Below are 24,662 nucleotides of genomic sequence, written 5' to 3' on the forward strand. Positions count from 1 at the left end.
TCCCCGCGAGGGACACGGGCCCGGGTCAGGGCCGGCCTCCGCGTCCGCGACGTCTGTGGAGGCCCGGGAGCCGCTCCGGAAGTCCGTGACGCCGACAACCACCAATGTGCCGGACGCGTGTTAAGCGGGTGCTGCCCCTACGTGTCGCGCTCGTACCAGTTGTGCGAAGCGCCCGTTACACGTACTACTTCGCGCCACCGTTGGCCAGGAAGGCCAGCAGGTCCTGACGGCTCACGACGCCGGTCGGCTTGCCCTCGACCAGGACGATCGCCGCGTCGGCGGCCTCGCCGAGGACGGACATCAGGTCGGCGACGGGCTCGCCGGAGCCGACCTGCGGCAGCGGCGGGCTCATGTGACGCTCCAGCGGGTCCTCGAGGGAGGCGCGCTGGGTGAAGAGGGCGTTGAGCAGCTCGCGCTCGACGACCGAGCCGACGACCTCCGCGGCCATGACGTCGGGGTGTCCGGCGCCCGGCTTCACGATGGGCATCTGGGAGACGCCGTACTCGCGGAGCACCTCGATGGCCTGGCCGACGGTCTCGTCCGGGTGCATGTGGACGAGGGACGGCATGACGCCCTCCTTGTGACGCAGGACGTCGGCGACGGTCGCGGTGGAGGTGTCCTCCAGGAAGCCGTGGCCGGCCATCCACTCGTCGCTGAAGATCTTCGACATGTAGCCGCGGCCCGAGTCCGGCAGCAGCACGACCACGACGTCGTCCGGGCCGAGCTCCCTGGCGACCTCCAGGGCGGCGACGACCGCCATGCCGCAGGAGCCGCCGACGAGGAGGCCCTCCTCCTTGGCGAGGCGGCGGGTCATCTGGAACGAGTCCTTGTCGGACACCGCGACGATCCGGTCCGTGACGTTCCGGTCGTACGCGGTCGGCCAGAAGTCCTCGCCCACGCCCTCGACGAGGTACGGGCGGCCGGAGCCGCCCGAGTAGACGGAGCCCTCCGGGTCGGCGCCGATGACCTTGACGGAGCCGCCGCTGACCTCCTTGAGGTAGTTGCCGGTGCCGGAGATCGTGCCGCCGGTGCCGACGCCCGCCACGAAGTGGGTGATCTTCCCGTCCGTCTGCTCCCAGAGCTCGGGACCGGTGGTCTCGTAGTGGGAGCGCGGGTTGTTCGGGTTCGAGTACTGGTCGGGCTTCCAGGCGCCGGGCGTCTCACGGACGAGCCGGTCCGAGACGTTGTAGTACGAGTCCGGGTGCTCGGGGTCGACCGCGGTCGGGCAGACCACGACGTCGGCGCCGTACGCCCGCAGTACGTTGATCTTGTCGAGCGACACCTTGTCGGGGCAGACGAAGATGCACTTGTAGCCCTTCTGCTGGGCCACGATCGCCAGGCCGACGCCGGTGTTGCCGGACGTGGGCTCGACGATGGTGCCGCCGGGCTTCAGCTCACCGCTCTGCTCGGCCGCCTCGATCATCCGCAGGGCGATCCGGTCCTTGACCGAGCCTCCGGGGTTGAAGTACTCGACCTTGGCCAGGACGGTCGCCTGAATGCCCGCTGTGACGTTGTTGAGCTTCACCAGCGGGGTGTTGCCGACGAGGCTGATCATCGAGTCGTGGAATTGCACCGTAATCTCCGGGGTCTCCGTAATGGTGTGGCCAGCGTATGCGTAGTCGGAGCGGGTTACGGGGCAGTTAGACCCTGAACGGCTTGAAGGAGGTGACGGCCCCATGTCGAGGGCGAGGGTGGCGCGGCGGATCGCGGCGGGTGCGGCGTACGGCGGCGGGAGCATCGGGCTGCTCGGGGTGGCGGCCGTGGGCGTCCTGCTGGCCGAGATGCAGCTCGCGAAGCGGACGGTGGGCGGCGGGGCGGCCCCACTCCCCCCGGGCGCGGACGGTCTGTACGGCAGGGCGTTCGGTACGGACGATCCCCTGCGACTGGCCCTTCTGGGTGATTCCACGGCGGCGGGCCAGGGGGTGCGCCGCTCGGGTCAGACCCCGGGCGCGCTGCTCGCCTCGGGCCTTGCGGCGGTGGCCGAGCGACCGGTGGTGCTGCGGAACGTGGCCCTGTCCGGGGCGCGCTCGGACGACCTGGAGCGCCAGGTGTCGCTGCTCCTCACCCAGCCCCTGGGGCCGCCGGACGTGTGCGTGATCATGATCGGGGCGAACGACGTGACGCACCGCATGCCGCCGACCGAGTCCGTACGGCTCCTGGCGTCGGCGGTACGGCGGCTGCGGACGGCGGGCTCGGAGGTGGTCGTCGGCACCTGCCCGGACCTGGGAACGATCGAGCCCGTCTACCAGCCGCTGCGCTGGCTCGCCCGGCGGGCCTCCCGGCAGCTCGCGGCGGCCCAGACGATCGTGGTCGTGGAGCAGGGCGGACGGACGGTGTCGCTCGGCGACCTGCTCGGTCCCGAGTTCGCGGCGAACCCGCGCGAGATGTTCGGTGTGGACAGCTTCCACCCCTCCGCCGAGGGGTACGCGACGGCGGCGATGGCCGTCCTGCCGACGATGTGCGCGGTGCTCGGCGTCTGGCCCGAGACCGACCGTCTCGAACCGGCGCGGCGGGAGAACATGCTGCCGGTGGCGAAGGCGGCGGCCGAGGCGGCGCGGGAGGCGGGCACCGAGGTGACCGGGGCGCGGGCGCCGTGGGCCCTCCTGAAGCACCGGCGCCGGCGGCGGCTGCCGGCGGCGGAGACCCCGGAACCGGCCCCGGAGGACGCCCAGACGTAGCACCGGGCCCCTGTTGCGACCGGCGGGCCGCCCCACACAGGCGGCTCCCACACCGCGGTGAGCGCCGGCGCGCGCGGTTGCCCACCACGGGCGAAGGACAGGCACCCCCAGCCCCATAACTGAGCGCTCGCTTAGAAAAGAGGTCCGCGTCACACCGTCAGAGCGGTGACCCCTGCGGTACGTACGGGTAACTTCCCTTTCAGTCCGCTCACTCCGCACCCTCATGGAGCCGTGATGCCCGAAGCCGTGATCGTCTCGACCGCCCGTTCGCCCATCGGCCGGGCCTTCAAGGGCTCCCTGAAGGACCTGCGACCGGACGACCTCACCGCGACCATCGTCCAGGCCGCCCTGGCGAAGGTGCCGGAGCTCGACCCGCGCGACATCGACGACCTGATGCTGGGCTGTGGTCTGCCCGGCGGCGAGCAGGGCAACAACCTCGGCCGGATCGTCGCCGTGCAGATGGGCATGGACCACCTGCCGGGCTGCACGGTCACCCGCTACTGCTCCTCCTCGCTGCAGACCTCCCGCATGGCGCTGCACGCGATCAAGGCCGGCGAGGGCGACGTCTTCATCTCGGCCGGTGTCGAGATGGTGTCCCGCTTCGTGAAGGGCAACTCGGACTCGCTGCCCGACACGCACAACCCCTTCTTCGCCGAGGCCGAGGCCCGTACCGCCGAGGTCGCCGCCTCCGAGGGCTCCACCTGGCACGACCCGCGCGAGGACGGCGTCGTCCCGGACGCGTACATCGCGATGGGTCAGACCGCCGAGAACCTGGCCCGCCTCAAGGGCATCAGCCGCCAGGAGATGGACGAGTTCGGCGTACGGTCGCAGAACCTCGCCGAGCAGGCCATCAAGAACGGCTTCTGGGAGCGCGAGATCACCCCGGTGACGCTGCCCGACGGCACCGTCGTCTCCGGCGACGACGGCCCGCGCGCCGGCGTCACCCTGGAGGGCGTGCAGGGCCTCAAGCCGGTGTTCCGCCCCGACGGTCTGGTCACGGCCGCCAACTGCTGCCCGCTGAACGACGGCGCCGCCGCGCTCGTGATCATGTCGGACACCAAGGCCCGCGAGCTCGGCCTGACGCCGCTGGCCCGCATCGTCTCCACCGGCGTCTCCGGCCTCTCCCCCGAGATCATGGGCCTCGGCCCGGTCGAGGCCTCGAAGCAGGCCCTCAAGCGCGCCGGCCTGACCATCGGCGACATCGACCTCGCCGAGATCAACGAGGCCTTCGCCGCCCAGGTCATCCCGTCCTACCAGGACCTGGGCCTGGACCTGGACAAGGTGAACGTCAACGGCGGCGCCATCGCCGTCGGCCACCCCTTCGGCATGACCGGCGCCCGCATCACCGGCACCCTGATCAACAGCCTCCAGTTCCACGACAAGCAGTTCGGTCTCGAGACCATGTGCGTGGGCGGCGGCCAGGGCATGGCCATGGTCATCGAGCGCCTGAGCTGACCACCGGGCAGCGGGTCAACCGCACCGCGTCCGAGCCGTGACCGAATCTCCCCCAGGATGTGACCTATCTCCTGGGGGAGATCGTTTTCCCAGGTCAGAGCCGTTTCGGGACTAAACACCTGGCAGAAATACCTGTCCAATTCGTGACGTAATGCACTGACAGCGAGCCCCACCCCAGGACAAGCTGATGTAGGAAGTCGGGGGATCGACTCGGAATCGGGAGTACGTCAGTGAGCACCATGCCTCTTGCCCTGCTGCTGACCACGGCCGCCGCCACGGCCGTGGGCGCTGCCGCCCTGCACGCCGTCCACGGTCTCCGCAAGCAGGTCACCGCCCTGCGGAACGAACTGGCGGCCGGGCACGGTGTCACCGTTCCCGCGGCGCGCTCCGCCACGCCCGCCGCCGAGATACGGGCCGCGGTCACGGAGGCGCTGGCCGAGGAGCGCGAGCGCGAGCTCGCCGAGGCGCGGGCCTTCTGGGCCGCGCAGGAGGCCCGGGACGCGGCCGACGCCCCGTCCCTGCTCGGCGGCCTCGGCGGCCCGGCCGACGAGGGCTCGTTCTTCGTGCCGCGTCAGGCGGACTTCGTCGGCCTTGAGGCGATGGCCCTCGACGCCATGGAGGCGGAGGCGGTCTCGCTCGACGGCCCCGACCCGCTCGACGCCCTCGACGCGCTCGACGAGTACCCCGAGGACTCGGCGGAGCTGGCCGCGGCCCGCCGCCGGCACCCCTCGCACCCGGACTTCGTGCCGGTGCAGACGCCCGTGGTCACCGACCACGAGCGGACGGTGGCGCGCCTGGAGGAGCTGGCCGACACCCGCACGGCGCTGACCGACGTGCGCCCGGGCCCGCTCGGCACGCTCGACGTGTACGTCTTCGCGGACGGCACGACGCTCTGCATGACCCCGGGGCACCGCGAGACCGCGGAGCGCCTGGCGGAGGCCCTGCGCTCCGGCCGTACGCCGGTGCTGCTCGGCGGCTCGGGCGTCTCGGGCGCGTTCGCCCTCACCTTCTCGTACGGCGAGTCGGACGAGGAGAACGTCTACATCCTGGCCGACCGCGTCATCGCGTCCCTCTGACATCGCGCCCCTCGCCCCGCTCGGCCCAGGGGGCCTCACGGGCTTCGAGGCGCTGCGGCGGCCTCCGACCGCCGTTCGCGGGGCGCGCGCCGGGCTCGCGGCCGGGGCAGGACGCCCCTAGAGCCCCGAGCGCCGCGCCGCTTCCCGTACCAGTTCCACGGCCTCGCCCAGGTCTCCCTCGCGGGAGCCGGCCGGGGCCGTCCGCAGGATCTCGGCCAGGTCGTTCCCGGCGACGACGAGCTGGTCGGCGACGGTGAAGACCCCCGCGTCCGGCATGATCCTCGGTTCCCTCTCCGGGTCCTCGACGCGCTGCGCCCGCCCCGCGAGCTCGCGGGCGAGGGCGAGCCCTTCGGCCGCCGCGCCCCGCTGGAGACGGCTCTGCGGGGCGGCCCGCAGCCGGTCGGCGAAGCGCTCGACGGCGGCGGTCAGTTCACTCGTATCGCGCACCCCGTGACCCTACGCGCCGTCTCGGGCCCCTTGCCAACGGGCCGTGCCTTCGGCACGGTGTCGTGAAGGAGTACGAGGAGCACACGGTACGACGCGTCCGGAGGCGCCGATGTCCCACACATTCTCCGAAGAGACCCACCGCAACATGCTGGCCCGGATCCCGCGCCGCACCGGTCGTGAGATCGCCGACTGGATGCGCACGGTCGAGGAGGGCCCTTCCCTCCTCCGGTTCGAGGAGCGGGTGAGCTGGCTGCGCGGGGCGCACGACCTGGCGTACGGCCACGCGAAGGCGATCCTGCACGAGTACGACCTGCGGCGAGCGGCGCGCAGACTGCTCTGAGCCCCGCGCCTTCATCCACACCTTCGCGGCGCGGCCCTGACGCGGCCCTGGGCACGCGGAAGGGCCCGCCCGGCGCGAAGCCGGACGGGCCCTTCCCCCGAGTCTCGGGGTACGTCAGTCGTCGCCCTGCAGGATCGACAGCAGACGCAGCATCTCCAGGTAGATCCACACCAGGGTCATGGTGAGACCGAAGGCGGCCAGCCAGGCCTCCTCGCGCGGCGCGCCGTAGTTCACGCCGTCCTCGACCTGCTTGAAGTCGAGGGCGAGGAAGCAGGCGCCCAGGATGATGCCGATGACACCGAACAGGATGCCGAGGCCACCGCTGCGGAAGCCGAGGCCGTCACCGCCGGCGAAGACGGCGAACAGCAGGTTGGTCACCATGAGGAGCATGAAGCCCATCGCGGCGGCCATCACGAAGCCGTAGAAGCGGCGGTTGACGCGGATCCAGCCCATCTTGTAGGCGATGAGCACACCGGCGAAGACCGCCATCGTGCCCAGGACCGCCTGGATGACCACGCCGTCGGCGATGTACGTCGAGACGGCGGCCGAGATCACTCCGAGGAAGACACCCTCGAAGGCCGCGTAGCTCAGGATCAGCGCCGGCGAGGGCTTGCGCTTGAAGGACTGCACGAGCGACAGCACGAGCGCGACCAGGAAGGCACCGATGGCGATGCCGTAGGACTTGGTCAGGTTCGCCGGGTCGACCGGCAGCAGCAGCCAGGAGAGGACGGCGGTGAGCACGACCGTGCCGAGCGTCATGGCCGTACGGCTCACGACGTCGTCGATCGTCATCACATTGCCGCGCGCCTGCTGGGGGGCGCCGAGCTGCGTGTCCTGCGGGGCGTACGGGTTGGTCGCGTACGGGTTCGTCGCGCCCTCGGCATACGGGTTGCCGGTGGCGTACGGGTTCGCTCCGACGGTGGGGCCCCCGGCCTGCGGCTGCTGGCCGTTGAAGCCCGCGGTGCCGGTGTCGCGGCTGAACCCCCGTCGCGAGAAGACCGGGTTGCTGCTCCTCATCTCACTCCTCCATGGCGTGCCGCATGTGCGCGGCCTCTCGTCAAGAGTAATGCGTAGGCAAAAGAAACTCTCTAGTGCTCGGGGAGGATCTTTTTCGCGAGTGCTCGATCTTCGCGCACGTCGCGCCGGACCGCTCGGCGGGAGGGGACCGGGGCCCCGGCGAGGAGGAGGGCCGGACCCCTCGACGGGCAGGATGAGGAGGAGACGAGGAGCGCGGCCGCCCGCCGCTGGGCCACCCGCCGCGTCGGCGAGACCATGGTGCCCGGAACCGGACTCGAACCGGTACGGCCCGAAGGCCAGCGAGGTTTAAGCTCGCCGTGTCTGCATTCCACCATCCGGGCGTCGCGAAGCTCCGCGTTGGCACATGAGCCTATCGGGGCGCTTCCCTCATTCAGCGGAAGATCCGCCCGATGTTGTCTTATTTTATTGACGCCTGAGGGTGCGTCAGTGCAGGTGAGGGCCCTTTCGCCAAACTGTGACAGGGGTCGCAGGCGCAAAGCCGCACCCCCTGGAATGACGAAAAGTCGTCGCACTTCTGTCACGTCGGGCGAACGCCGGCGCGAGGCCGTCCCTCAGGGACGCCGTCATACCTCAGGAGGACCGTCCGGGGCCCCCGTCCGACTCCAGGCTGCCCCGGGAACGGGCACCTGGGCGGACGTCCGGCGCCGGAACGCTCGACAGGATGGAGAGGTTCCCGCAACAGCCCCGCAGTGACAGGAGTCCCTCGTGACCACCACCCCCACCGTGTCCCGTGCCACCGCGGTGGCCGCCCGCGCCACGGATCTCTCGAAGGTCTACGGACACGGCGAGACCCAGGTGGTCGCGCTCGACCGGGTCAGCGTCGACTTCCGCCAGGGCGAGTTCACCGCGATCATGGGCCCCTCGGGCTCCGGCAAGTCGACGCTCATGCACTGCGTCGCCGGCCTCGACTCCTTCTCCTCCGGCTCGGTCCGGATCGGCGAGACGGAGCTCTCCACACTGAAGGACAAGCAGCTCACCCAGCTGCGCCGGGACAAGATCGGCTTCATCTTCCAGGCCTTCAACCTGCTGCCGACGCTGACGGCCCTGGAGAACATCACGCTGCCCATGGACATCGCGGGCCGCAAGGCCGACAAGCAGTGGGTCCAGCAGGTCATCGACATGCTCGGGCTCTCCGCCCGGCTCAGCCACCGTCCCACCGAGCTCTCCGGCGGCCAGCAGCAGCGCGTGGCCGTGGCCCGCGCCCTCGCCTCTCGCCCGGAGATCATCTTCGGTGACGAGCCCACCGGAAACCTGGACTCCCGCTCGGGTGCCGAGGTCCTCGGCTTCCTGCGCAACTCGGTACGGGAGCTCGGCCAGACCGTCGTCATGGTCACCCACGACCCGGTGGCCGCCTCCTACGCGGACCGCGTGATCTTCCTCGCCGACGGCCGGATCGTCGACGAGATGCTCCACCCGACGGCGGACGGCGTGCTCGACCGCATGAAGGCCTTCGACGCCAAGGGCCGTACGAGCTGACGCCGCCGGGCCGGAACCGGACTCGAACCGGTACGGCCCGCACCCCGCGCGCTCCCGCCCGCCGCCCCTCCCTTCCCTCAGGACACACCCATGTTCCGTACCGCCCTGCGCAACGTCCTCGCGCACAAGGCGAGACTGCTGATGACCGTCCTCGCCGTGATGCTCGGCGTGGCCTTCGTCTCCGGCACCCTCGTCTTCACCGACACCCTCTCCCAGGCCTTCCGCAACCAGTCCGCGAAGAGCTACGACGACGTCGCCGTGGCCGTCGAGATGTACCCGGACGCCGAGGAGGCCCAGCAGACCCCCGGCCTCTCCCAGCAGGTCGTCGACAAGGTCGCGAAGCTCGACGGGGTCGCCTCCGTCACTCCGCGCGTCGACGGGTTCGCGGGCGTGCCCGACAGGGACGGCAAGCTGATCGGCCTCGGCTGGGCCAACAAGGGCGCCAACTTCGCCCCCGGCAAGGACGGCAAGGACCGCGCGTACACCTTCACCGCGGGCAGCGGTCCGGCCCGGGACACGCAGATCGCCCTCGACCGGGACACCGCCGACAAGGGCGGCTACAAGGTCGGCGACACCGTCCGCGTCGCCACCAACGGCCCGGTGAAGGAGTACGAGCTCTCCGGTGTCTTCACCACCGAGGACGGCGCCGTCAACGCCGGCGGCAGCCTGGTCGTCTTCGACAACGCCGTCGCGCAGAAGCTCTACCTGAAGCCCGGCTACTTCCAGAACCTGGCCGTCACCGCCACCCCCGGCACCGACGCGGACAAGCTCGTCACCGAGGTCCTGAAGGTCGTCCCGAAGTCCGCCACCGCGCAGACCGGCGCGGCGCTCGCCGACCAGCAGGCCAAGGACATCGAGGCCGGCATGGGCGCGCTCAACCAGATCCTCCTGGGCTTCGCCGGCATCGCGCTCTTCGTCGGGATCTTCCTGATCTCCAACACCTTCACCATGCTGGTCGCCCAGCGCACCAAGGAACTGGCCCTGATGCGCGCGGTCGGCGCCTCGCGCCGGCAGATCACCCGTTCCGTCCTCGCCGAGGCCGGTCTGGTCGGCCTGGTCGCCTCCGCCGTCGGCTACGTCCTCGGCATCGGCCTCGCCGTCGGGCTCCGCTCGGCCATGAGCGCCTTCGACCTGAAGGTCCCGGACGGTGACCTGGTCCTCGGCGCCACCCCGGCCGTCGCCGCCTTCTCCGTCGGTGTCCTGATCACCATGCTCGCCGCCTGGCTGCCCGGCCGCCGCGCCGCGAAGATCCCGCCGGTCGCCGCCATGAGCAGCGTCCACGCCACCGCGAGCACCAAGTCGCTCGTCGTACGGAACTCCATCGGCGCCGCGCTCACCGCGCTCGGTGTCGTGCTGATCGTGCTCGGTGCCGGCCAGGGCGGCGACGAGGGCCGCATGCTCATCGCGGGCGGCGCGTTCGTCACCCTCATCGGTGTGATCGTGCTGATCCCGTTCCTGTCCCGCCCCGTGATCGCCGTCCTTCGCCCGCTCTTCGTGAACGTCTTCGGCGTCTCCGGCAAGCTCGCCGGCCTGAACGCGGTCCGCAACCCGCGCCGGACCGGCGCCACCGCCTCCGCGCTCGCCATCGGTCTGACCCTCGTCACCGGCCTCTCGGTGCTCGGCGCGACCGTCGGCACGGCCATCGACAAGATGACGGTCGACCAGATCAAGGCCGACTACATGATCTCCATGGCGAGTGGCACGGGACTCGGCAAGGAGACGCTGGCCGCCCTGGAGAAGGCGCCGGGCGTCACGGCGGTCTCCCCGCAGCAGGCCGGCGCGTTCGAGCTCAAGGGCGACTACGTCTCGGCCTCCGGCGTCACCCCCGGCGCCGTCGAGAAGGTCCTCGCACTCAACGTCGTGAACGGCTCGCTGTCCTCCCTCGGCAAGGGCCAGATCGCCGTCGAGGAGAAGACCGCCGCGAAGCGCGGCCTGAAGGTCGGCGACACCGTCCCGGTCGAGTATGTCGACAAGCAGAAGGGCAGGCTGACCGTCGGCGCGGTCTACGAGGGCAGCGAGTTCGTCTCGCCGGTCCTGATCGACCGCAAGGTGATCGAGGCCCACGAGCAGCAGCCCTACATCCGGGAGATCTACGTCGCCATGGACGGCGGCCCGTCCGACGCCCACCAGAAGGCGCTGTCGAAGGCCATGGGCGACAACCCGGCCATCACGGTGATGGACCACAAGGACATCCGTGACTACTTCGGCGGCCCGATCAACATCATGCTCAACATCATGTACGGCCTGCTCGGCATGGCCCTGATCATCGCCGTCCTCGGTGTCGTCAACACCCTCGCGATGTCCGTCTTCGAACGTCAGCAGGAGATCGGCATGCTGCGGGCGATCGGCCTCGACCGGCGCCGGGTGAAGCGGATGGTCCGTCTGGAGGCCGTCGTCATCTCGGTGTTCGGCGCGGTCGTCGGCATCGGCCTCGGCTCGTTCCTCGGCTGGGCGATCGGCGAGACCTTCAAGAGCAGCCTCCCGGGCTACGCCCTGGTCCTGCCCTGGGACCGGATCGGGATCTTCCTGGTCCTGGCCGCCCTGGTCGGCGTCCTCGCCTCCCTGTGGCCGGCCCGCAGCGCGGCGAGGCTGAACATGCTCGCCGCCATCAAGGCCGAGTGACGACCGGCGAAATGCGCCGAGGGCCGGGTTCCCGTGGGAACCCGGCCCTCGGGCGTCTGTCAGACCTTCTCGTTCCAGACGCGCGGCCGCAGCGCCGTGCCGCTCTTCCCCGACACCGGGGTCTTCACGGCGAGGAACTGGTTCACGCCGATCCGGTTGCGCTCGAAGGAGACGGCCGAGGCCGCCATGTAGAGCCGCCAGATCCTGGCCCGGCCGGGTGAGGTGAGCCCGACCGCCCGGTCCCACTCCCGCTCCAGGTTGGCGACCCAGCGGCGGAGGGTGAGCGCGTAGTGCTCGCGGATCGCCTCCACGTCCCTCACCTCGAACCCGGCGTCCTCCAGGGTGCTCAGGGTGCGGCCCATGGGGGCGAGTTCGCCGTCGGGGAAGACGTACGCGTCGATGAAGGGATCGACCTCGTACGCCTCCTCGTCGGGCTCGGGGCGGCGGGAGATCTGGTGGTTGAGGAGCCGTCCGCCGGGCCTGAGGAGCCCGTACAGCGTGTCGGCGTACTCCCGGTACTTCACGGCCCCGACGTGCTCGGCCATGCCGATCGAGGAGATCGCGTCGTACGGGCCGTCGTCGACGTCCCGGTAGTCCTGGACCCGGATCTCGATCAGGTCGGTCAGGCCCTCGTCGGCGATCCGCTTGCGGGCGAAGGCGGCCTGCTCGCGGGAGAGGGTGACGCCGACGACCCTGGCGCCGTACTCACGGGCGGCGTGGACGGCCATGGAGCCCCAGCCGCAGCCCACGTCGAGGAGCCGGTCGCCCTCCTTGAGGTTCAGCTTGCGGGCGATGAGGTCCAGCTTGTCGCGCTGGGCCTCTTCGAGGGTGCCGTCCTCGGTCCAGTAGGCGCAGCTGTAGACCATCGACGGGCCGAGGACGATGCCGTAGAAGTCGTTGCCCACGTCGTAGTGGTGACTGATCGCCTGCTTGTCGCGGCGCTTGCTGTGCCGGCCGCCGCTGCGGCCGCGCATCTCCTCGGCGGGCGGCCGCGGCGGCGGCAGCGGTCCGGCAAGACCCAGCAGGGAGCGGGCGGCGGCCCGGAGCCGGGGATCGCGTACGGATTCCAGGAGGCTCCTGCTCGACTCCCCGCGCTCCCACAGGAGACCGGAGAGGCTGTCCAGGAGCTCGTACAGGTCGCCCTCGACGTCGAGGTCGCCGGCCACCCAGGCGCGGGCCAGGCCCAGTTCGCCGGGCTTCCAGATCATCCTCCGCAGCGCGCGGCGGTCCCGGACGATCAGGACGGGACCGCCCACCGGGCCGGCCTCGCTGCCGTCCCAGGCTCGCAGCCGGACCGGGAGCGGTCCGCCGAGCAGCTCCTCGGCGAGGGTCGTCAGCCGCGTCGCGGCGTCGGCCATGGTGCACACCTCCGTGATCTCGTGCCCCAGAAATGTTCGTCACCAAGGGAACACCGACCGTAGGTATTTCCACTCCCGCCGCAGCGCAATCCGTCGACAGAACACGCGAAGGGCCGTCCGCACCACGGATGGCGGACGGCCCTTTTACGGCCTTGCGTGTACTGCGGGGTGTTACGAGGCCTTGGCCTTCTCCTGCGCCGGGGCGGCCGGCGCGGGGGCGGGCTTGGCCGCCTCGTAGAACTCCTCGCGCGGCGTCTCGATGGCGCCGAGGGAGACGACCTCACGCTTGAGGAACATCGCGAGGGTCCAGTCGGCGAAGACGCGGATCTTGCGGTTCCAGGTCGGCATCGCCATGCCGTGGTAGCCACGGTGCATGTACCAGGCGAGACGGCCCTTGAGCTTGATCTTCACCTTGCCCATGACGATCATGGCGACGCCCTTGTGCAGACCGAGTCCGGCCACCGCGCCCTTGTTGGCGTGGCTGTACTCCTTCTGCGGGAAGCCGCGCATGCCGGCCACGACGTTGTCGCCGAGGACCTTGGCCTGGCGCAGGGCGTGCTGGGCGTTCGGCGGGCACCAGGCGTTCGGGTTGCCGGCCTTGCGGCCGACCATGTCCGGGACCTGGGCGTTGTCGCCCGCGGCCCAGGCGTAGTCGAGGCCGTTGATCTGGAGCTTCTCGTTGCAGTCCACGTGGCCGCGGGGGCCGAGCGGCAGACCGAAGCGGGAGAGCGCCGGGTTCGGCTTCACGCCGGCGGTCCAGACGATCGTGTTGGAGTCGACCTCGAGGCCGTTCTTCAGCACGACGTGGCCGTCGACGCAGGAGTCCATGGAGGTCTCGAGGTAGATCTCGATGCCGCGGCTCTCCAGGTGCTCCTTGCCGTACTGGCCGAGCTTGGGGCCGACCTCGGGAAGGATCTTGTCGGCCGCGTCGACCAGGACGAAGCGCATGTCCTCGCGCGACACGTTCTGGTAGTACTTCGCGGCGTCACGGGCCAGGTCCTCGACCTCGCCGATGGTCTCCGCGCCGGCGAAGCCGCCGCCCACGAAGACGAAGGTCAGCGCCTTGCGGCGGACCTCCTCGTCCGTGGTGGAGTCGGCCTTGTCCAGCTGCTCAAGGACGTGGTTGCGCAGGCCGATGGCCTCCTCGATGCCCTTCATGCCGATGCCCTGCTCGGCGAGGCCGGGGATCGGGAAGGTGCGGGAGACGGCGCCCATCGCGATGACGAGGTAGTCGAAAGGCAGCTCGTACGCCTCGCCGACGAGCGGCGCGATCGTGGCGACCTTGCGGTCCTGGTCGATGGTGGTGACCCGGCCGGTGAGCACCTCGGCTCCGCGGACGACGCGTCGCAGCGGGACGACGACGTGCCGCGGCGAGATGCTGCCGGCGGCGGCTTCGGGGAGGAAGGGCTGGTAGGTCATGTACGACCGCGGGTCGACGACCGTGACGGTCGCCTCCGCGTAGCGCATCTTCTTGAGGATGCGCCGAGCTGCGTACAGGCCTACGTACCCGCCGCCTACTACGAGGATCCTGGGACGCTCCGTGGTGCTCATGGGATCGAGTATCCACCCCTCAGGAGGGGGGTGCTCGTGCGCCCCTTCACAAGGTCTTCGGGTACCTCTGCTACACTCCGCCGCCCACGTGATCCATGTCATGGTGCTGCAAAGGAACCGGGATGCAAGGGCGAACGTTGTTCACCCCTTGTGAACTGGCCAGGAGAGCCCCCGTTAACGCTGAACCACGGGACACGTTCACACGATGGAAACATCGAGCGAATCGGCCTCCACGCCTGCGAAAGGCCCCTGAGGGGCCCCTCGGAGGGCCCGAAGACCCCCCTCAGACCCTCCTCGGGCACCATCAGGGCCCTTTTCCTTGTGAAGAACTTCACGAACTTTCCCGACGGAGTGTCGCCAGGAGGCCCGATAGACGCCCGCTATGCCACGGATAGGGCGATCCCATCGAGGATGTCGTGCTCGCTGACGACGACCTCGTGGGCTCCGACGCGCTCCACGATCTCCCTCAGGACCAGCGCCCCGGCGATGATCACGTCGACCCGGCCGGGGTGGATGACGGGGATCGCGGCCCGCTGGGCGTGGGTCGAGGCGAGCAGCCGCTCGGTGACCTCGGCGACCTGCGCGGCGGAGATCCGGGCGTGGTGGATCTTCTCGGAGTCGTACTCCGGGAGCCCGAGGGCGATCGCGGCGACCGTGGTGACCGAACCGGCGAGCCCGACGAGCGTGCCGGCGGTGTCGAGCGGCACGGTCCCGGCGGCCAGGTCGAGCGCCGCGCGGACGTCGGCGCGGATCGCGTCGGCCTCCTCGGCGGTCGGCGGGTCGTGCCGGACGTGCCGCTCGGTGAGCCGGACGCAGCCGATGTCGACGGAACGGGCCGCCTCGACGTGCTTGTTGCCGGTGACGAACTCGGTGGAACCGCCGCCGATGTCCACGACGAGGTACGTCTCCGTGCCGTGCAGCTCGCCGGTGGCACCGGTGAAGGAGAACTCGGCCTCCTGGTCGCCGGTGATGACCTCGGGCTCGACGCCCAGGATCTCCACGACCCCGTTCACGAACTCGTCGCGGTTCTCGGCGTCGCGGGAGGCGGAGGTGGCGACGAAGCGGAGCCGCTCGGCGCCCAGCTCCTTGATGACCTCGGCGTACTCGCGGCAGGCCGCGAAGGTGCGCTCCAGTGCCTCGGGGGCGAGCCGGCCCGTCCTGTCGACGCCCTGGCCGAGCCGGACGATCGTCATCCGCCGGTCCAGCTCGACGAGGCCGCCCGTGTCCGGGTCGACGTCGGCGACGAGGAGGCGGATCGAGTTCGTACCGCAGTCGATTCCGGCGACCCGGGTCACTTCTCCTCGCCCTCCTTCTTCTCCGCGCACGGGGTGACGCAGGGGCCCTTGGCCCACCACTCCGGCAGCATCGCGAGGGCCTCGTCCCCGAACGGGTTCACGCCCGGGCCGGCCGCCAGCGAGTGGCCGACGAGGACGTGCAGGCACTTGACCCGGTCCGGCATGCCGCCGGCGCTCGGGAAGCCCTCAAGGACCTCGATGGCGTCACGGCGGGCGATGTAGTCCTCGTGCGCGGCCCGGTAGGCGGCGGCGAGCTCCGGATCGGTGGCGAGCCGGGCCTGCATCTCCTTCATGACCCCGTTGGCTTCCAGGGTCCCGATGGCCGAGGCCGCCCGGGGGCAGGTCAGGTAGTACGTGGTCGGGAACGGGGTGCCGTCGGGGAGCCGGGGCGCGGTCTCGACGACGTCCGGGTTGCCGCACGGGCAGCGGTGCGCGATGGCGCGCAGGCCGCGCGGCGGCCGGCCGAGCTGCAGCTCGAAGGCGGCGATGTCCGCCTCGGAGGGCTCGGTGCGTTCGGTCTGCGGAGGGGGCGTTTCCATGTCTGCCTTGATCGTCAGGTCGTTACGGGCGGTCGGCGTGGTCGACGCCGTCCCAGAGGTTGTCGTACCAGGGGCGGTCCGCCGCGCCCTGCTCGGCGCGGGGCCGTTGCTCCGCGTCGGGGTCGTTCACGGTGAAGCCGGTCTCGCCGGGCAGCACGTAGTGCAGGTGCTCGCGGGCGAGGCGGCGGACGTAGGCCGGGTCCTGGAGGCGGGCCTTCTCGTCCTTCAGCTCCTCGACCCGGCGGGCCGCCTCGGCGGCCCTGCGCTTCTGCTCGGCGATCTCGCCCTGCTGGGAGACGTAGCTCCGCATCGGGTAGGCGAGCGCCACGACGAGGGAACAGACGACCAGCGCGAGGAAGGCCGCGCGGCCGGTGAGCCGGGAGCGGCGGGCCTGGCGGCGGGTCTGGGAGCGGTAGACACGGGCGGCGGTCTGCTCGCCGAGCAGCCTGATCCGGGTCGCGGTCGAGAACCGGTCCCGGTCCTTCGCGGCCATGTCGTGTCGCCTCCCCTGTTCATACGTACGTCCCCGCACACGGTACGGGACCGAGTACGGGGACGTACGGAGGCTGCTTCAGAGAGAAGCCGCTCAGCCCTTGAAGCGCGGGAACGCGCTGCGGCCGGCGTAGACCGCGGCGTCGTCGAGGATCTCCTCGATGCGCAGCAGCTGGTTGTACTTGGCGACGCGGTCCGAGCGGGCCGGGGCGCCGGTCTTGATCTGACCGCAGTTCACGGCGACCGCGAGGTCGGCGATGGTGACGTCCTCGGTCTCGCCGGAGCGGTGGGACATCATGCACTTGAAGCCGTTGCGCTGGGCGAGCTCGACGGCGTCGAGGGTCTCGGTCAGCGAGCCGATCTGGTTGACCTTGACCAGGAGGGCGTTCGCGGTGCCCTCCTCGATGCCGCGGGCCAGGCGCTCCGGGTTGGTGACGAAGAGGTCGTCGCCGACGATCTGGACCTTGGCGCCCAGCTTGTCGGTGAGGACCTTCCAGCCGGCCCAGTCGTCCTCGTACAGCGGGTCCTCGATGGAGACCATCGGGTACGCGGAGACGAGCTCCTCGTAGTACTCGGTCATCTCGGCGGCCGAGCGGGTCTTGCCCTCGAACTCGTACGAGCCGTCCTTGTAGAACTCGGACGCGGCGACGTCGAGCGCGAGCGCGACATCGGTGCCCGGGGCGTAGCCGGCCTCCTTGATGGCCTCGATGATGAGGTCGAGGGCGGCGCGGTTCGACTCGAGGTTCGGGGCGAAGCCGCCCTCGTCGCCGAGGCCGGTGGAGAGGCCCTTGCGCTTCAGGACGGCCTTGAGGGTGTGGTAGATCTCCGCACCCCAGCGAAGGGCCTCGGAGAAGGACTCCGCGCCGATCGGGGCGATCATGAACTCCTGGATGTCGACGTTGGAGTCGGCGTGCGACCCACCGTTGAGGATGTTCATCATCGGAACGGGCAGCAGGTGCGCGTTCGGGCCGCCGAGGTAGCGGAAGAGCGGGAGGTCGGAGGCCTCGGACGCGGCGTGCGCGACGGCGAGGGAGACGCCGAGGATGGCGTTGGCGCCGAGCGAGCCCTTGTTCTCCGTGGCGTCCAGGTCGAACATGGCCTGGTCGATCAGGCGCTGCTCGGTGGCGTCGTAGCCGACGAGCTCCGGGCCGATCTGCTCGATGACGGCGAGGACGGCCTTCTCGACACCCTTGCCCATGTAGCGGTTCGGGTCACCGTCGCGAAGCTCGATGGCCTCGAACGCACCGGTGGAGGCGCCGGACGGAACAGCAGCACGGCCGGTGCTGCCGTCGTCGAGGCCGACCTCGACCTCGACCGTGGGGTTGCCTCGGGAGTCCAGGATTTCCCGGGCTACGACGACGTCGATGGACGGCACGAGCATCTCCTTTTTGGGATGTGACGCTGGATGTGACGCATGGCCGGTGCAGGGTCGCTCGGCCTTGCGACAAGAGCCTAACCGGCTCGGGGGCTCCGGCCGGCCGGACGCCCGCCCCCTGGGACGAAAAAGGACCCAAGGGCATGCATCCCGGGACGAAGGCCCCCGTATCTACTGGACGGTAACCGCCGGGGCCCGTAAGACGGCGGAACCCCGGTCCGGCGCGCACGGGGGAGGGCGCGCCGGACCGGGGTGGTCACCGCGGGAGGGTCGTGGGGGCCGCGTGAGCCGCCGGACTCACGCGGACCGCCGGGCCTACTTCAGGTGGAGCTGCTGGCCCGGGTAGATGAGGTCGGCGTTCTCGACGACGTCCTTGTTGAGCTCGAAGAGCTCGGCCCAGCCGCCCTTGACGCCCTGCTTCTGGGCGATGGTGCTGAGGGTGTCGCCGGCGACGACCTTGTACTCGCCGTCACCCTTCTTGACCGTCTTGCCGGTCGGGGTGGTGACGGTCTTCTTGGCGGCGGCCTTCGGCGCGGCCTGCTGGGGCGCGGCCTGCTGCGGGGTCTGGCGCTGCTCGCTGCGGGTGGTCGGCTGCTCGGCCTTCCGCTCCGGCTGCGGAGCGCTCTCGGCGGCGCCGCCGGTGTAGGCGGCGCCGGAGAGGCCCACGCCACAGCTCGGCCAGGCGCCCTTGCCCTGGCCCGCGAGGACCTTCTCGGCGATGGCGATCTGCTGGGACTTCGACGCCTGGTTGGCGGTCGAGGCGTAGGCGGTGCCGCCGTACGCGGCCCAGGTGGAGGCCGAGAACTGGAGGCCGCCGTAGTAGCCGTTGCCCGTGTTGATGGACCAGTTGCCGCCGGACTCGCACTGGGCGACGCGGTCCCACTCGGAGGCCGTGGCGGCCGAGGCGGTGCCCGCGGTCATCAGCGGGGCCGCGACGGCGACACCGGTGACGCCGACGAGCGTGGCGACCTGGGTGGCCTTGGAGGGACGGCGGTGTTTGCCCTTGCCGGAAAACAGCATGGAGATTCTCCTCACCGACGCCTGTGAGGTGAGCTGTCGGGTTCGGGCCGGAAAGTTGCCCGGCCGCGTGTCCTAGCACGCGGCTTCACCCCAAGCCGGTCGTCGGCCGTCTGTCTCAACGGCCTGGACCGGCACTTACCTTGGGTCCCCCACTCCTGCCTTCGGCGCTGACGCGACGACTGTTCCCATCGGCCGACGGCAGGATTCGGCGTTTCGGTCGACGGGGCCCGCGGTGGCGAGCGGTTAAGACCGTAGACACAGACCCACCGGAAGTTCAAAGAGGCGTATTGCGGAAATATCGCCCCTACTTGCCCTTCCGGGAGTGGCGTTTGTGCAGGTGAGAGGTGGCGGAGGCAAAAGTTACGGTCAGGACACGCCAGTTGGAGTGAAGAGACCCATGTCTCACTTGCACAGAACCGGACATAGGCCCTTGAATCACTCGGCCGTCGCGGGCGAACCGTTCGTCAGATCGAGGCTCTGGCCAGGGAGGATGAGGTTCGGATCGATGCCCACCGTCTGCCGGTTGGCGTCATAGAGGGCGGTCCAGCCTCCGAGGAGTTCGTTCTCCTGCGCGATGTCGGAGAGGCTGTCGCCCGGCTGCACGGTGTACGCGTCCGAAGTGCCCCGACTGTCCGTTGCGCCCGAATCCGTCTCGCTCTCGGCCGGCGTCGCCGTGACGGGCGTTTCGGTCACCTTGCTCGTGGATGAGGCATGTCTACCTGATTCAGGCGAAGTGCCCTCCTTGCCGGTTTCCTCCGGTGCGGCCTCGCCCCGGTGCTTACCGCTTCCGGGCGTGGCCGACGGCGTGTCACCCTCCGGAGTGCCAGGCGTAACGGACGAATCAGGCGTAGCGGGCGTGGCAGAGGCGTCAGGAGTGACCGGGGTGGCCGGCGCGGTCGGCGCGCTCGGGTCGGCCGGGTCGGTCGGCGCGGAGGGGCTCACCGGCGTGGTGGGCGCCCCGGGCGCGGTCGGCGAGACCGGCGTGGTGGAGGTGGCGGGCGCGCTCGGGGTGACGGGAGCGGTCGGCGCGACGGTGCCCGTGGTCTCCTCGGTCCCGGTGGAGCCGGTGGAGGCCTCCGGAAGGCCCGCGGTCCTGTTCGACTCGACGACGGGCCCCGTGGGCACCTTCGGGACGGAGGCCGGACCAGGGTCCACCCCGGGCGCCGTGCCGTCGTTGGCGAGACCCGCGATCGGCGCGCAGGTGGCCCACTCGGTGGAGCCCTTGGCAAGGGCCTTCTCGGCCACCGCGATCTGCTGGGCCCGGCTGGCCAGATCGGCGCTGGGCGCGTACGCGAGGCCCCCGTGCCGCTCCCAGCTGTCCTGGGTGAACTGGAGGCCTCCGTACATGCCGTTGCCGAAGTTGGCGCTCCACTGGCCGCCGGACTCGCACTCGGCGACCCGGTCCCAGGTGGCCGCGTCGGCGGCGGAGGCGGATCCGGTGGCGAGCAGCGGCAGCGCCATGGCGGATCCGGTCACACCTGCGGCGACGACGAGGGCGGGGGCCTGACGGGGGCGACGGTGTCGTCCGTTCCCGGAACGCATAGGAGCGCCTTTCGCGTGACGGCTGAGAGTGCGGTGAACGTAGCGGTATTCGAACGCTCGTCACAAGTCGATGGCCGCACGATCACGCGAGGATCACATTTCTGACACGCCGTCACTGTGGCGGAGCGGTACGGACGGGGAGAACTCCACCGGAAGCGTGCGCAATCCCCGCATGATGAGCCCCCCGCGCCACCGCAGTTCGGCCGGATCGGCGGCAAGCCGCAGGTCCGGAAGACGCGTCAGGAGGGTCGCGAGCGCCGTCTGCCCCTCAAGGCGGGCGAGCGGCGCGCCCAGGCAGTAGTGGATGCCGTGCCCGTACCCGAGGTGCTGGTTGTCGCGCCGGGCGAGGTCGAGGGTGTCCGGGCCTTCGAACCGCTCGGGGTCCCGGTCGGCGGCGGCGAGCACCACGAGCACCGGGTCGCCCGCCGGGATCTCGTGCCCGCCGATGGTCAGCGGCTCCGTGGCGTACCGCCAGGTCGCCATCTCCACGGGCCCGTCGTACCGCAGCAGTTCCTCCACGCCCGTCTCCAGGAGCCCGGTGTCGCCCGCCGCGATCGAGGCCTGGAGCCGTTCGCGCTGCCCGGGGTGGCGCAGCAGCTGGTACATGCCGTTGCCGATGAGGTTGACGGTGGTCTCGAAGCCGGCGAAGAGCAGGATGAAGGCCATGGCGGCGGCCTCGTTCTCCGTGAGGTGCTCGCCGTGGTCGGAGGCCTTGATGAGCCCGGAGATCAGGTCGTCGCCGGGATCGAGCCGCTTCCGGTGGATCAGCTCGGCGAGGTAGCCGCGCATCTTCTTCACCGACCGGGCGACCCCGCCCCGGGGCCCGCCGCCGTGGCGGATCATCATCCCCGCCCAGTCCCGGAAGTCGTCCTGGTCCTCCTCGGGCACGCCGAGCAGGTCGCAGATGGCGTAGATGGGCAGCGGGAAGGCGAACTCGTGGATGAGGTCCGCGCTGCCCCTCTCCGCGAAGGAGTCGATGAGCCGGTCGGTGAGCTCTTGCACGCGCGGGGTGAACTCGGCGACCCGGCGCGGGGTGAAGGCCTTCGAGACCAGGCGCCGCAGCCGGGTGTGGTCGGGCGGGTCGATGTTGAGCAGATGGGTCATCAGCTCGGCCTTGCGTTCGCCCGGGATGCCCGTCTTGCCCTTCGCGAGCGGGGACTCCGCGTGGTGCGCCGGGTTCTTCGAGAGCCGCTGGTCGGCCAGGGCCTGCCGGGCGTCCCCGTACCGGGTCACGAGCCAGGCCTCGACACCGCTGGGCAGTGTCGTCCGGCGCACGGGCGCGTGCTCCCGCAGCCAGGCGTACGCGGGGTACGGATCGGCGGCGAACTCCCAGGTGAAGAGCTCGGGGACGGGCGAGGGGACAGGCGAGGGGGCGGGGCGGGGGCCGGGGGTGGTGCTCACCCCCCGACCGTACAGGGCGGCCCCGGCGGTGAGGTCTGTGAAGATCCCGTGATCACGAGGGGATGCCGTGCCCTAGATTCGTGTCGGTGGATCCTCAGATGCTCAGAAGCACGTTCGCGGTCGTCGAGAGACGGGCCGAACACGCCGTCACCTTCTTCTACTCGCATCTTTTCTGGAACAACCCGGCCCTGCGCGAGCTGTTCCCCGAGGACATGCGGCCCCAGCGGGACCGCCTCTTCGCCGCGCTCACGCACGTCGTGACCCATCTGGAGACGCCGGGGCTCACGGAGTACCTGGGGCGCCTCGGCCGTGATCACCGCAAGTTCCTCGCCTCCCCCACGCTCTACGCCGCCGTCGGGTCGAGCCTGCTCGCCGCGTTCGCGCACGCCGCCGGATCCGCCTGGACCCCGGCCGCCGAGAAGGCGTGGGCGGAGGCGTACGGCCACGTCGCCGACCTGATGCTGGCGGGCGCCGACGAGGCGGCCGGGGCCGGGGAGCCGGCCTGGTGGGACGCGGACGTCGTCCGGCACGAACGGCACGGCGAGGACCTGGCCGTCCTCACCCTGCGGCCCCGGCAGCCCCTCCCGTACCTCCCCGGCCAGTACGTCAGCGTCAGCTCGCTGCGCGTCCCGCGCGTCTGGCGCACCTACTCCCTCGCGGACGCGCCCCGCCCGGACGGCACCGTCGAGCTGCACGTGAGCCGGATCAGGGGCGGCGCGATGAGCACGGCGCTCGTCGAGGAGACGGGGCCGGGCGAGACCCTGCGGCTCAGCGCGCCCGGCGGCGCCCTCACCGCGCGCACGGAACCCGGCGGTCTCCGTACGTACATATGCGCGGGTACGGGCTGGGCGCCGGTGCGGGCGCTGCTCGCGGCGGCGGCGAAGGACGAGCCGGAGCTGAAGGGCCGTCTGTTCGTGGTGGCCCGCGCGAAGGGGTACCTGTACGGGCGGCGGGACGCCGAGCACCTGAGGGAACGCCTCCCGGGCCTGAGCGTCACCTACATCACGTCGGCGCCCGGACATCCCAAGGACCAGGCGACCGAGCGGCTCCTCCAGTCGCTGCGGGCCTGTGTCCACTGGGCCTCGCACGACGTGTACCTCGCCGGGCCGCCCGGCTTCCTGACGGAGGTCACCGAGACGCTCGTGGAGCTGGGCACCGAGGCGGCCCGGATCCACCACGACACGCTGCCGCCGGTGGGCGGCTTCACCGTCCGCCCGAGCACCGCGGCCGAACGCCTCCTGGGTCCGCCCTCCCCGCCCTGGCACGACCCGGAGGCCCGCGCGCCGCGCCGGCTCTGAGCCCGTCCTTCGCCCCGGCCCCTCAGGCCTTGAGGCCCTCCGCCGCGCGGATCGCGTCCCGGTACGTCCTGGCCGCCGCGCGCAGGGCCGCCTCCGGGTCCACGCCGGAGGCCTCCGCCCGCGCGGCGAGGGCGAGGAGCTCGTAGCCGATGCCCTCCCCCCTCGGCAGCGGTACGTCGAGGCCGGCCGTCCGTACCCGGCCCGTGAGCTTCGTCGCGAGCGCGAGACCCGGCTGGCCCAGCGGCACGCCGTCGGTGACGGACTCCCGCTGCTTCTCGATCGCCTTGGTCCGCAGCCAGTGGGCCCGGACCTCCTCCGGGGTCTCCGCGGTCTCGTCGCCGAAGACGTGCGGGTGCCGCAGGATCAGCTTCTCGACGAGGGTCCCCGCGACGTCGTCCACGGAGAAGGGCTCCTCCGGGTCCTCCTCGGCGATCCGGGCGTGGAGGACGACCTGGAGGAGCACGTCGCCGAGCTCCTCGCGGAGTTCGCGCCGGTCGCCGTCCTCGATCGCCTCGACGAGTTCGTACGCCTCCTCGATGGCGTACTTGGCGAGCCCCCGGTGGGTCTGGCGCGAGGACCAGGGGCACTCGCGCCGGATGCGGTCCATGATCTGCACGAGGTCGAGGAGCCGGGCGCCGGGAAGGTCGTACGAGCCGGGCAGCAGTTCGAGGTCGGGCATGGAGACACGGCCGGAGCCGGCGAGCCGGGCCAGGCCGTCGGTCAGCGCCCGGTCGCCCTCGCCGGAGGGGAGCAGCAGGACGGTCCGGCCCCCGGCGCACGCCCCGACGAGTTCCTCGGCGGTGGGCCGGAGGTGCTCGACGGCGACCCCGGCCTCCCGCAGGTACGGCAGCTGGGGGTGGTGCTCGTCGGGGCAGAGCACCCGGTCCGCGGCGGCCAGCGCCTGCCACGCGGGCCAGGACAGGAGTCCGGGGGCCACGCGGTGGCTGGCGGTGAGCAGGATGATGCGGCCGGGGCTCTCAGAGGTCACCCCTCGAACTTACCCGCCCTCAGGCACCGGCCGGGAGGGCCCCCGGGTCCTGGCTGATCCGGCGCAGCCAGGGGGCGGTGGTGGCGGAGAGCCGGACCTGGGCGTCGTCCCAGGCGCCGTAGCGCGGGTTGACGTCGATGGCGAGGGCCTTGGACGCGGCGGAGAAGACGTCCGTCAGCTTCTTCTGGCCCTCGGGGGTGTCCGTGACGCCGAGCTTGGCGGCGATCTTGTTCATGAGGACGTTGCGGCGGACGACGTCGTCGATCTGGCCGGGGGCCACGCCCTGCTCCTGGAGGAGGGCGGTGGCGAGCCGGTCCTCGCCGCCGCTCTCGCGGACGAACGCGGTCCTGGTCTGCTGGAGCTCGGCGCGGGTGACGGTGACGCCGTTGTCCGCGGCGACCTTGTCGACGACCCGGTCGAAGATCATGACGTTGAGCTTGCGGCGGGGCAGGTCGCCGGTGGCCTGGACGAGCTGGGCGGCCTGCGGCGAGCGCTCCTGTGCGGTGCGTACGTCCTTCACCTGGGCCTGGAGGCTGGAGACGTCGATCCGTTCACCGCCGACGACGGCCGCCGCTCCTGGGTGGGCGTCACTGCCACAGGCGGTGAGCAGCGGGGCCGCGGCGAGGAGCGCGGCGGAGACGGTGAGCGCAGTGCGGCGGTGCAAAGGAGCC

Annotated in this window: 21 protein-coding genes, 1 tRNA gene and 1 riboswitch; of the genes, 7 read left to right on the forward strand and 15 right to left on the reverse strand. The window is 71.1% G+C overall.

The genetic code is table 11. The annotated features are described in order from the left end of the window. Positions 1–184: 184 nt before the first annotated feature. Positions 185–1,573 carry a cystathionine beta-synthase gene (locus ACFVYX_RS17080; RefSeq protein WP_389682163.1) on the reverse strand — a complete coding sequence of 463 codons (1,389 nt, stop codon included), beginning with the start codon at positions 1,571–1,573 and terminating at the stop codon, positions 185–187. 118 nt (positions 1,574–1,691) lie between these two features. On the opposite strand from ACFVYX_RS17080, the gene ACFVYX_RS17085 reads away from it, so the two are divergent. From ACFVYX_RS17085 to ACFVYX_RS17095, 3 genes are all read left to right on the forward strand, one after another. Further along, a complete protein-coding gene (locus ACFVYX_RS17085; RefSeq protein WP_389682350.1) occupies positions 1,692–2,678 on the forward strand; it encodes an SGNH/GDSL hydrolase family protein in 987 nt (328 codons plus the stop codon). Between the two features lie 234 nt (positions 2,679–2,912). Then, on the forward strand, positions 2,913–4,133 hold the full coding sequence (locus ACFVYX_RS17090) for an acetyl-CoA C-acetyltransferase (RefSeq protein ID WP_389682164.1): 1,221 nt from the start codon (positions 2,913–2,915) through the stop codon (positions 4,131–4,133). Positions 4,134–4,372: 239 nt separating this feature from the next. Beyond that, entirely contained in the window at positions 4,373–5,209 is an 837-nt protein-coding gene (locus tag ACFVYX_RS17095) for a hypothetical protein (RefSeq protein ID WP_389682351.1), read from the forward strand. A gap of 117 nt (positions 5,210–5,326) precedes the next feature. Here ACFVYX_RS17095 and ACFVYX_RS17100 read toward each other — a convergent pair whose 3' ends face one another. Next, complete coding sequence (locus tag ACFVYX_RS17100) at positions 5,327–5,656, reverse strand: hypothetical protein (protein ID WP_389682165.1); 330 nt, start codon at positions 5,654–5,656, stop codon at positions 5,327–5,329. A 109-nt stretch (positions 5,657–5,765) separates the two neighbouring features. On the opposite strand from ACFVYX_RS17100, the gene ACFVYX_RS17105 reads away from it, so the two are divergent. After that, positions 5,766–5,996 (forward strand): DUF4287 domain-containing protein, encoded by a 231-nt coding sequence (locus tag ACFVYX_RS17105; RefSeq protein ID WP_266892640.1) that lies wholly within the window; start codon positions 5,766–5,768, stop codon positions 5,994–5,996. A 114-nt stretch (positions 5,997–6,110) separates the two neighbouring features. Here ACFVYX_RS17105 and ACFVYX_RS17110 read toward each other — a convergent pair whose 3' ends face one another. Both ACFVYX_RS17110 and ACFVYX_RS17115 read right to left on the reverse strand, forming a co-directional pair. Continuing rightward, a complete protein-coding gene (locus tag ACFVYX_RS17110) occupies positions 6,111–7,013 on the reverse strand; it encodes a Bax inhibitor-1/YccA family protein (protein ID WP_389682166.1) in 903 nt (300 codons plus the stop codon). Positions 7,014–7,269: 256 nt separating this feature from the next. Then, positions 7,270–7,354 (reverse strand) — tRNA-Leu (locus ACFVYX_RS17115). A gap of 385 nt (positions 7,355–7,739) precedes the next feature. On the opposite strand from ACFVYX_RS17115, the gene ACFVYX_RS17120 reads away from it, so the two are divergent. Together ACFVYX_RS17120 and ACFVYX_RS17125 are read left to right on the forward strand one after the other, a co-directional pair. Beyond that, the gene (locus tag ACFVYX_RS17120; RefSeq protein WP_389682167.1) at positions 7,740–8,510 is read left to right on the forward strand and encodes an ABC transporter ATP-binding protein; all 771 of its coding nucleotides are present in this window, start codon (positions 7,740–7,742) and stop codon (positions 8,508–8,510) included. A gap of 90 nt (positions 8,511–8,600) precedes the next feature. After that, complete coding sequence (locus ACFVYX_RS17125; RefSeq protein WP_389682168.1) at positions 8,601–11,132, forward strand: ABC transporter permease; 2,532 nt, start codon at positions 8,601–8,603, stop codon at positions 11,130–11,132. 59 nt (positions 11,133–11,191) lie between these two features. Here the strand turns inward: ACFVYX_RS17125 and ACFVYX_RS17130 are convergent, their stop codons facing one another. The 9 genes from ACFVYX_RS17130 to ACFVYX_RS17170 form a co-directional block, all read right to left on the reverse strand. Beyond that, on the reverse strand, positions 11,192–12,490 hold the full coding sequence (locus ACFVYX_RS17130) for a class I SAM-dependent methyltransferase (protein ID WP_389682169.1): 1,299 nt from the start codon (positions 12,488–12,490) through the stop codon (positions 11,192–11,194). 171 nt (positions 12,491–12,661) lie between these two features. Then, positions 12,662–14,041, reverse strand: a complete 1,380-nt coding sequence (locus ACFVYX_RS17135) for an NAD(P)/FAD-dependent oxidoreductase (RefSeq protein WP_015034097.1) — start codon at positions 14,039–14,041, stop codon at positions 12,662–12,664. A gap of 380 nt (positions 14,042–14,421) precedes the next feature. Beyond that, on the reverse strand, positions 14,422–15,336 hold the full coding sequence (locus ACFVYX_RS17140; protein ID WP_389682170.1) for an exopolyphosphatase: 915 nt from the start codon (positions 15,334–15,336) through the stop codon (positions 14,422–14,424). Continuing rightward, positions 15,333–15,875, reverse strand: coding sequence for a DUF501 domain-containing protein (locus tag ACFVYX_RS17145; protein ID WP_389682171.1), 543 nt, complete (start codon positions 15,873–15,875; stop codon positions 15,333–15,335). Before ACFVYX_RS17145 ends, ACFVYX_RS17140 begins: the two co-directional genes overlap by 4 nt. Positions 15,876–15,897: 22 nt before the next feature. Then, positions 15,898–16,368 carry a septum formation initiator family protein gene (locus tag ACFVYX_RS17150; protein ID WP_389682172.1) on the reverse strand — a complete coding sequence of 157 codons (471 nt, stop codon included), beginning with the start codon at positions 16,366–16,368 and terminating at the stop codon, positions 15,898–15,900. A 93-nt stretch (positions 16,369–16,461) separates the two neighbouring features. Next, positions 16,462–17,748: a phosphopyruvate hydratase gene (gene eno, locus ACFVYX_RS17155; RefSeq protein WP_389682173.1), complete on the reverse strand. Its 1,287-nt coding sequence runs from the start codon at positions 17,746–17,748 to the stop codon at positions 16,462–16,464. A gap of 309 nt (positions 17,749–18,057) precedes the next feature. Then, positions 18,058–18,762, reverse strand: coding sequence for a transglycosylase family protein (locus ACFVYX_RS17160; protein ID WP_389682174.1), 705 nt, complete (start codon positions 18,760–18,762; stop codon positions 18,058–18,060). Between the two features lie 3 nt (positions 18,763–18,765). Further along, positions 18,766–18,939: riboswitch (cyclic di-AMP (ydaO/yuaA leader) on the reverse strand. 258 nt (positions 18,940–19,197) lie between these two features. Next, a complete protein-coding gene (locus ACFVYX_RS17165) occupies positions 19,198–20,304 on the reverse strand; it encodes a transglycosylase family protein (protein ID WP_389682175.1) in 1,107 nt (368 codons plus the stop codon). A 93-nt stretch (positions 20,305–20,397) separates the two neighbouring features. Further along, complete coding sequence (locus ACFVYX_RS17170; RefSeq protein ID WP_389682176.1) at positions 20,398–21,705, reverse strand: cytochrome P450; 1,308 nt, start codon at positions 21,703–21,705, stop codon at positions 20,398–20,400. 98 nt (positions 21,706–21,803) lie between these two features. On the opposite strand from ACFVYX_RS17170, the gene ACFVYX_RS17175 reads away from it, so the two are divergent. Continuing rightward, positions 21,804–23,003, forward strand: a complete 1,200-nt coding sequence (locus ACFVYX_RS17175) for a globin domain-containing protein (protein WP_389682177.1) — start codon at positions 21,804–21,806, stop codon at positions 23,001–23,003. Between the two features lie 22 nt (positions 23,004–23,025). On the opposite strand, the gene ACFVYX_RS17180 is transcribed toward ACFVYX_RS17175, so the two are convergent. Together ACFVYX_RS17180 and ACFVYX_RS17185 are read right to left on the reverse strand one after the other, a co-directional pair. Continuing rightward, positions 23,026–23,991 carry a nucleoside triphosphate pyrophosphohydrolase gene (locus ACFVYX_RS17180; RefSeq protein WP_389682178.1) on the reverse strand — a complete coding sequence of 322 codons (966 nt, stop codon included), beginning with the start codon at positions 23,989–23,991 and terminating at the stop codon, positions 23,026–23,028. A 19-nt stretch (positions 23,992–24,010) separates the two neighbouring features. Beyond that, positions 24,011–24,655 carry a SurA N-terminal domain-containing protein gene (locus tag ACFVYX_RS17185; protein WP_389682179.1) on the reverse strand — a complete coding sequence of 215 codons (645 nt, stop codon included), beginning with the start codon at positions 24,653–24,655 and terminating at the stop codon, positions 24,011–24,013. Between the last annotated feature and the right edge of the window lie 7 nt (positions 24,656–24,662).

Origin of the sequence: Streptomyces sp. NPDC058326 (assembly GCF_042879855.1) — a bacterium.
Classification (GTDB): domain Bacteria; phylum Actinomycetota; class Actinomycetes; order Streptomycetales; family Streptomycetaceae; genus Streptomyces.

Excerpts from the sequence above, each read along its gene's own strand:
- eno (WP_389682173.1), bottom strand. The coding sequence starts at position 17,748 with ATGCTCGTGCCGTCCATCGACGTCGTCGTAGCCCGGGAAATCCTGGAC.
- ACFVYX_RS17095 (WP_389682351.1), top strand. The coding sequence starts at position 4,373 with ATGCCTCTTGCCCTGCTGCTGACCACGGCCGCCGCCACGGCCGTGGGC.
- ACFVYX_RS17145 (WP_389682171.1), bottom strand. The coding sequence starts at position 15,875 with ATGGAAACGCCCCCTCCGCAGACCGAACGCACCGAGCCCTCCGAGGCG.
- ACFVYX_RS17165 (WP_389682175.1), bottom strand. The coding sequence starts at position 20,304 with ATGCGTTCCGGGAACGGACGACACCGTCGCCCCCGTCAGGCCCCCGCC.
- ACFVYX_RS17150 (WP_389682172.1), bottom strand. The coding sequence starts at position 16,368 with ATGGCCGCGAAGGACCGGGACCGGTTCTCGACCGCGACCCGGATCAGG.
- ACFVYX_RS17125 (WP_389682168.1), top strand. The coding sequence starts at position 8,601 with ATGTTCCGTACCGCCCTGCGCAACGTCCTCGCGCACAAGGCGAGACTG.
- ACFVYX_RS17160 (WP_389682174.1), bottom strand. The coding sequence starts at position 18,762 with ATGCTGTTTTCCGGCAAGGGCAAACACCGCCGTCCCTCCAAGGCCACC.
- ACFVYX_RS17110 (WP_389682166.1), bottom strand. The coding sequence starts at position 7,013 with ATGAGGAGCAGCAACCCGGTCTTCTCGCGACGGGGGTTCAGCCGCGAC.
- ACFVYX_RS17130 (WP_389682169.1), bottom strand. The coding sequence starts at position 12,490 with ATGGCCGACGCCGCGACGCGGCTGACGACCCTCGCCGAGGAGCTGCTC.
- ACFVYX_RS17090 (WP_389682164.1), top strand. The coding sequence starts at position 2,913 with ATGCCCGAAGCCGTGATCGTCTCGACCGCCCGTTCGCCCATCGGCCGG.
- ACFVYX_RS17175 (WP_389682177.1), top strand. The coding sequence starts at position 21,804 with ATGCTCAGAAGCACGTTCGCGGTCGTCGAGAGACGGGCCGAACACGCC.
- ACFVYX_RS17135 (WP_015034097.1), bottom strand. The coding sequence starts at position 14,041 with ATGAGCACCACGGAGCGTCCCAGGATCCTCGTAGTAGGCGGCGGGTAC.
- ACFVYX_RS17105 (WP_266892640.1), top strand. The coding sequence starts at position 5,766 with ATGTCCCACACATTCTCCGAAGAGACCCACCGCAACATGCTGGCCCGG.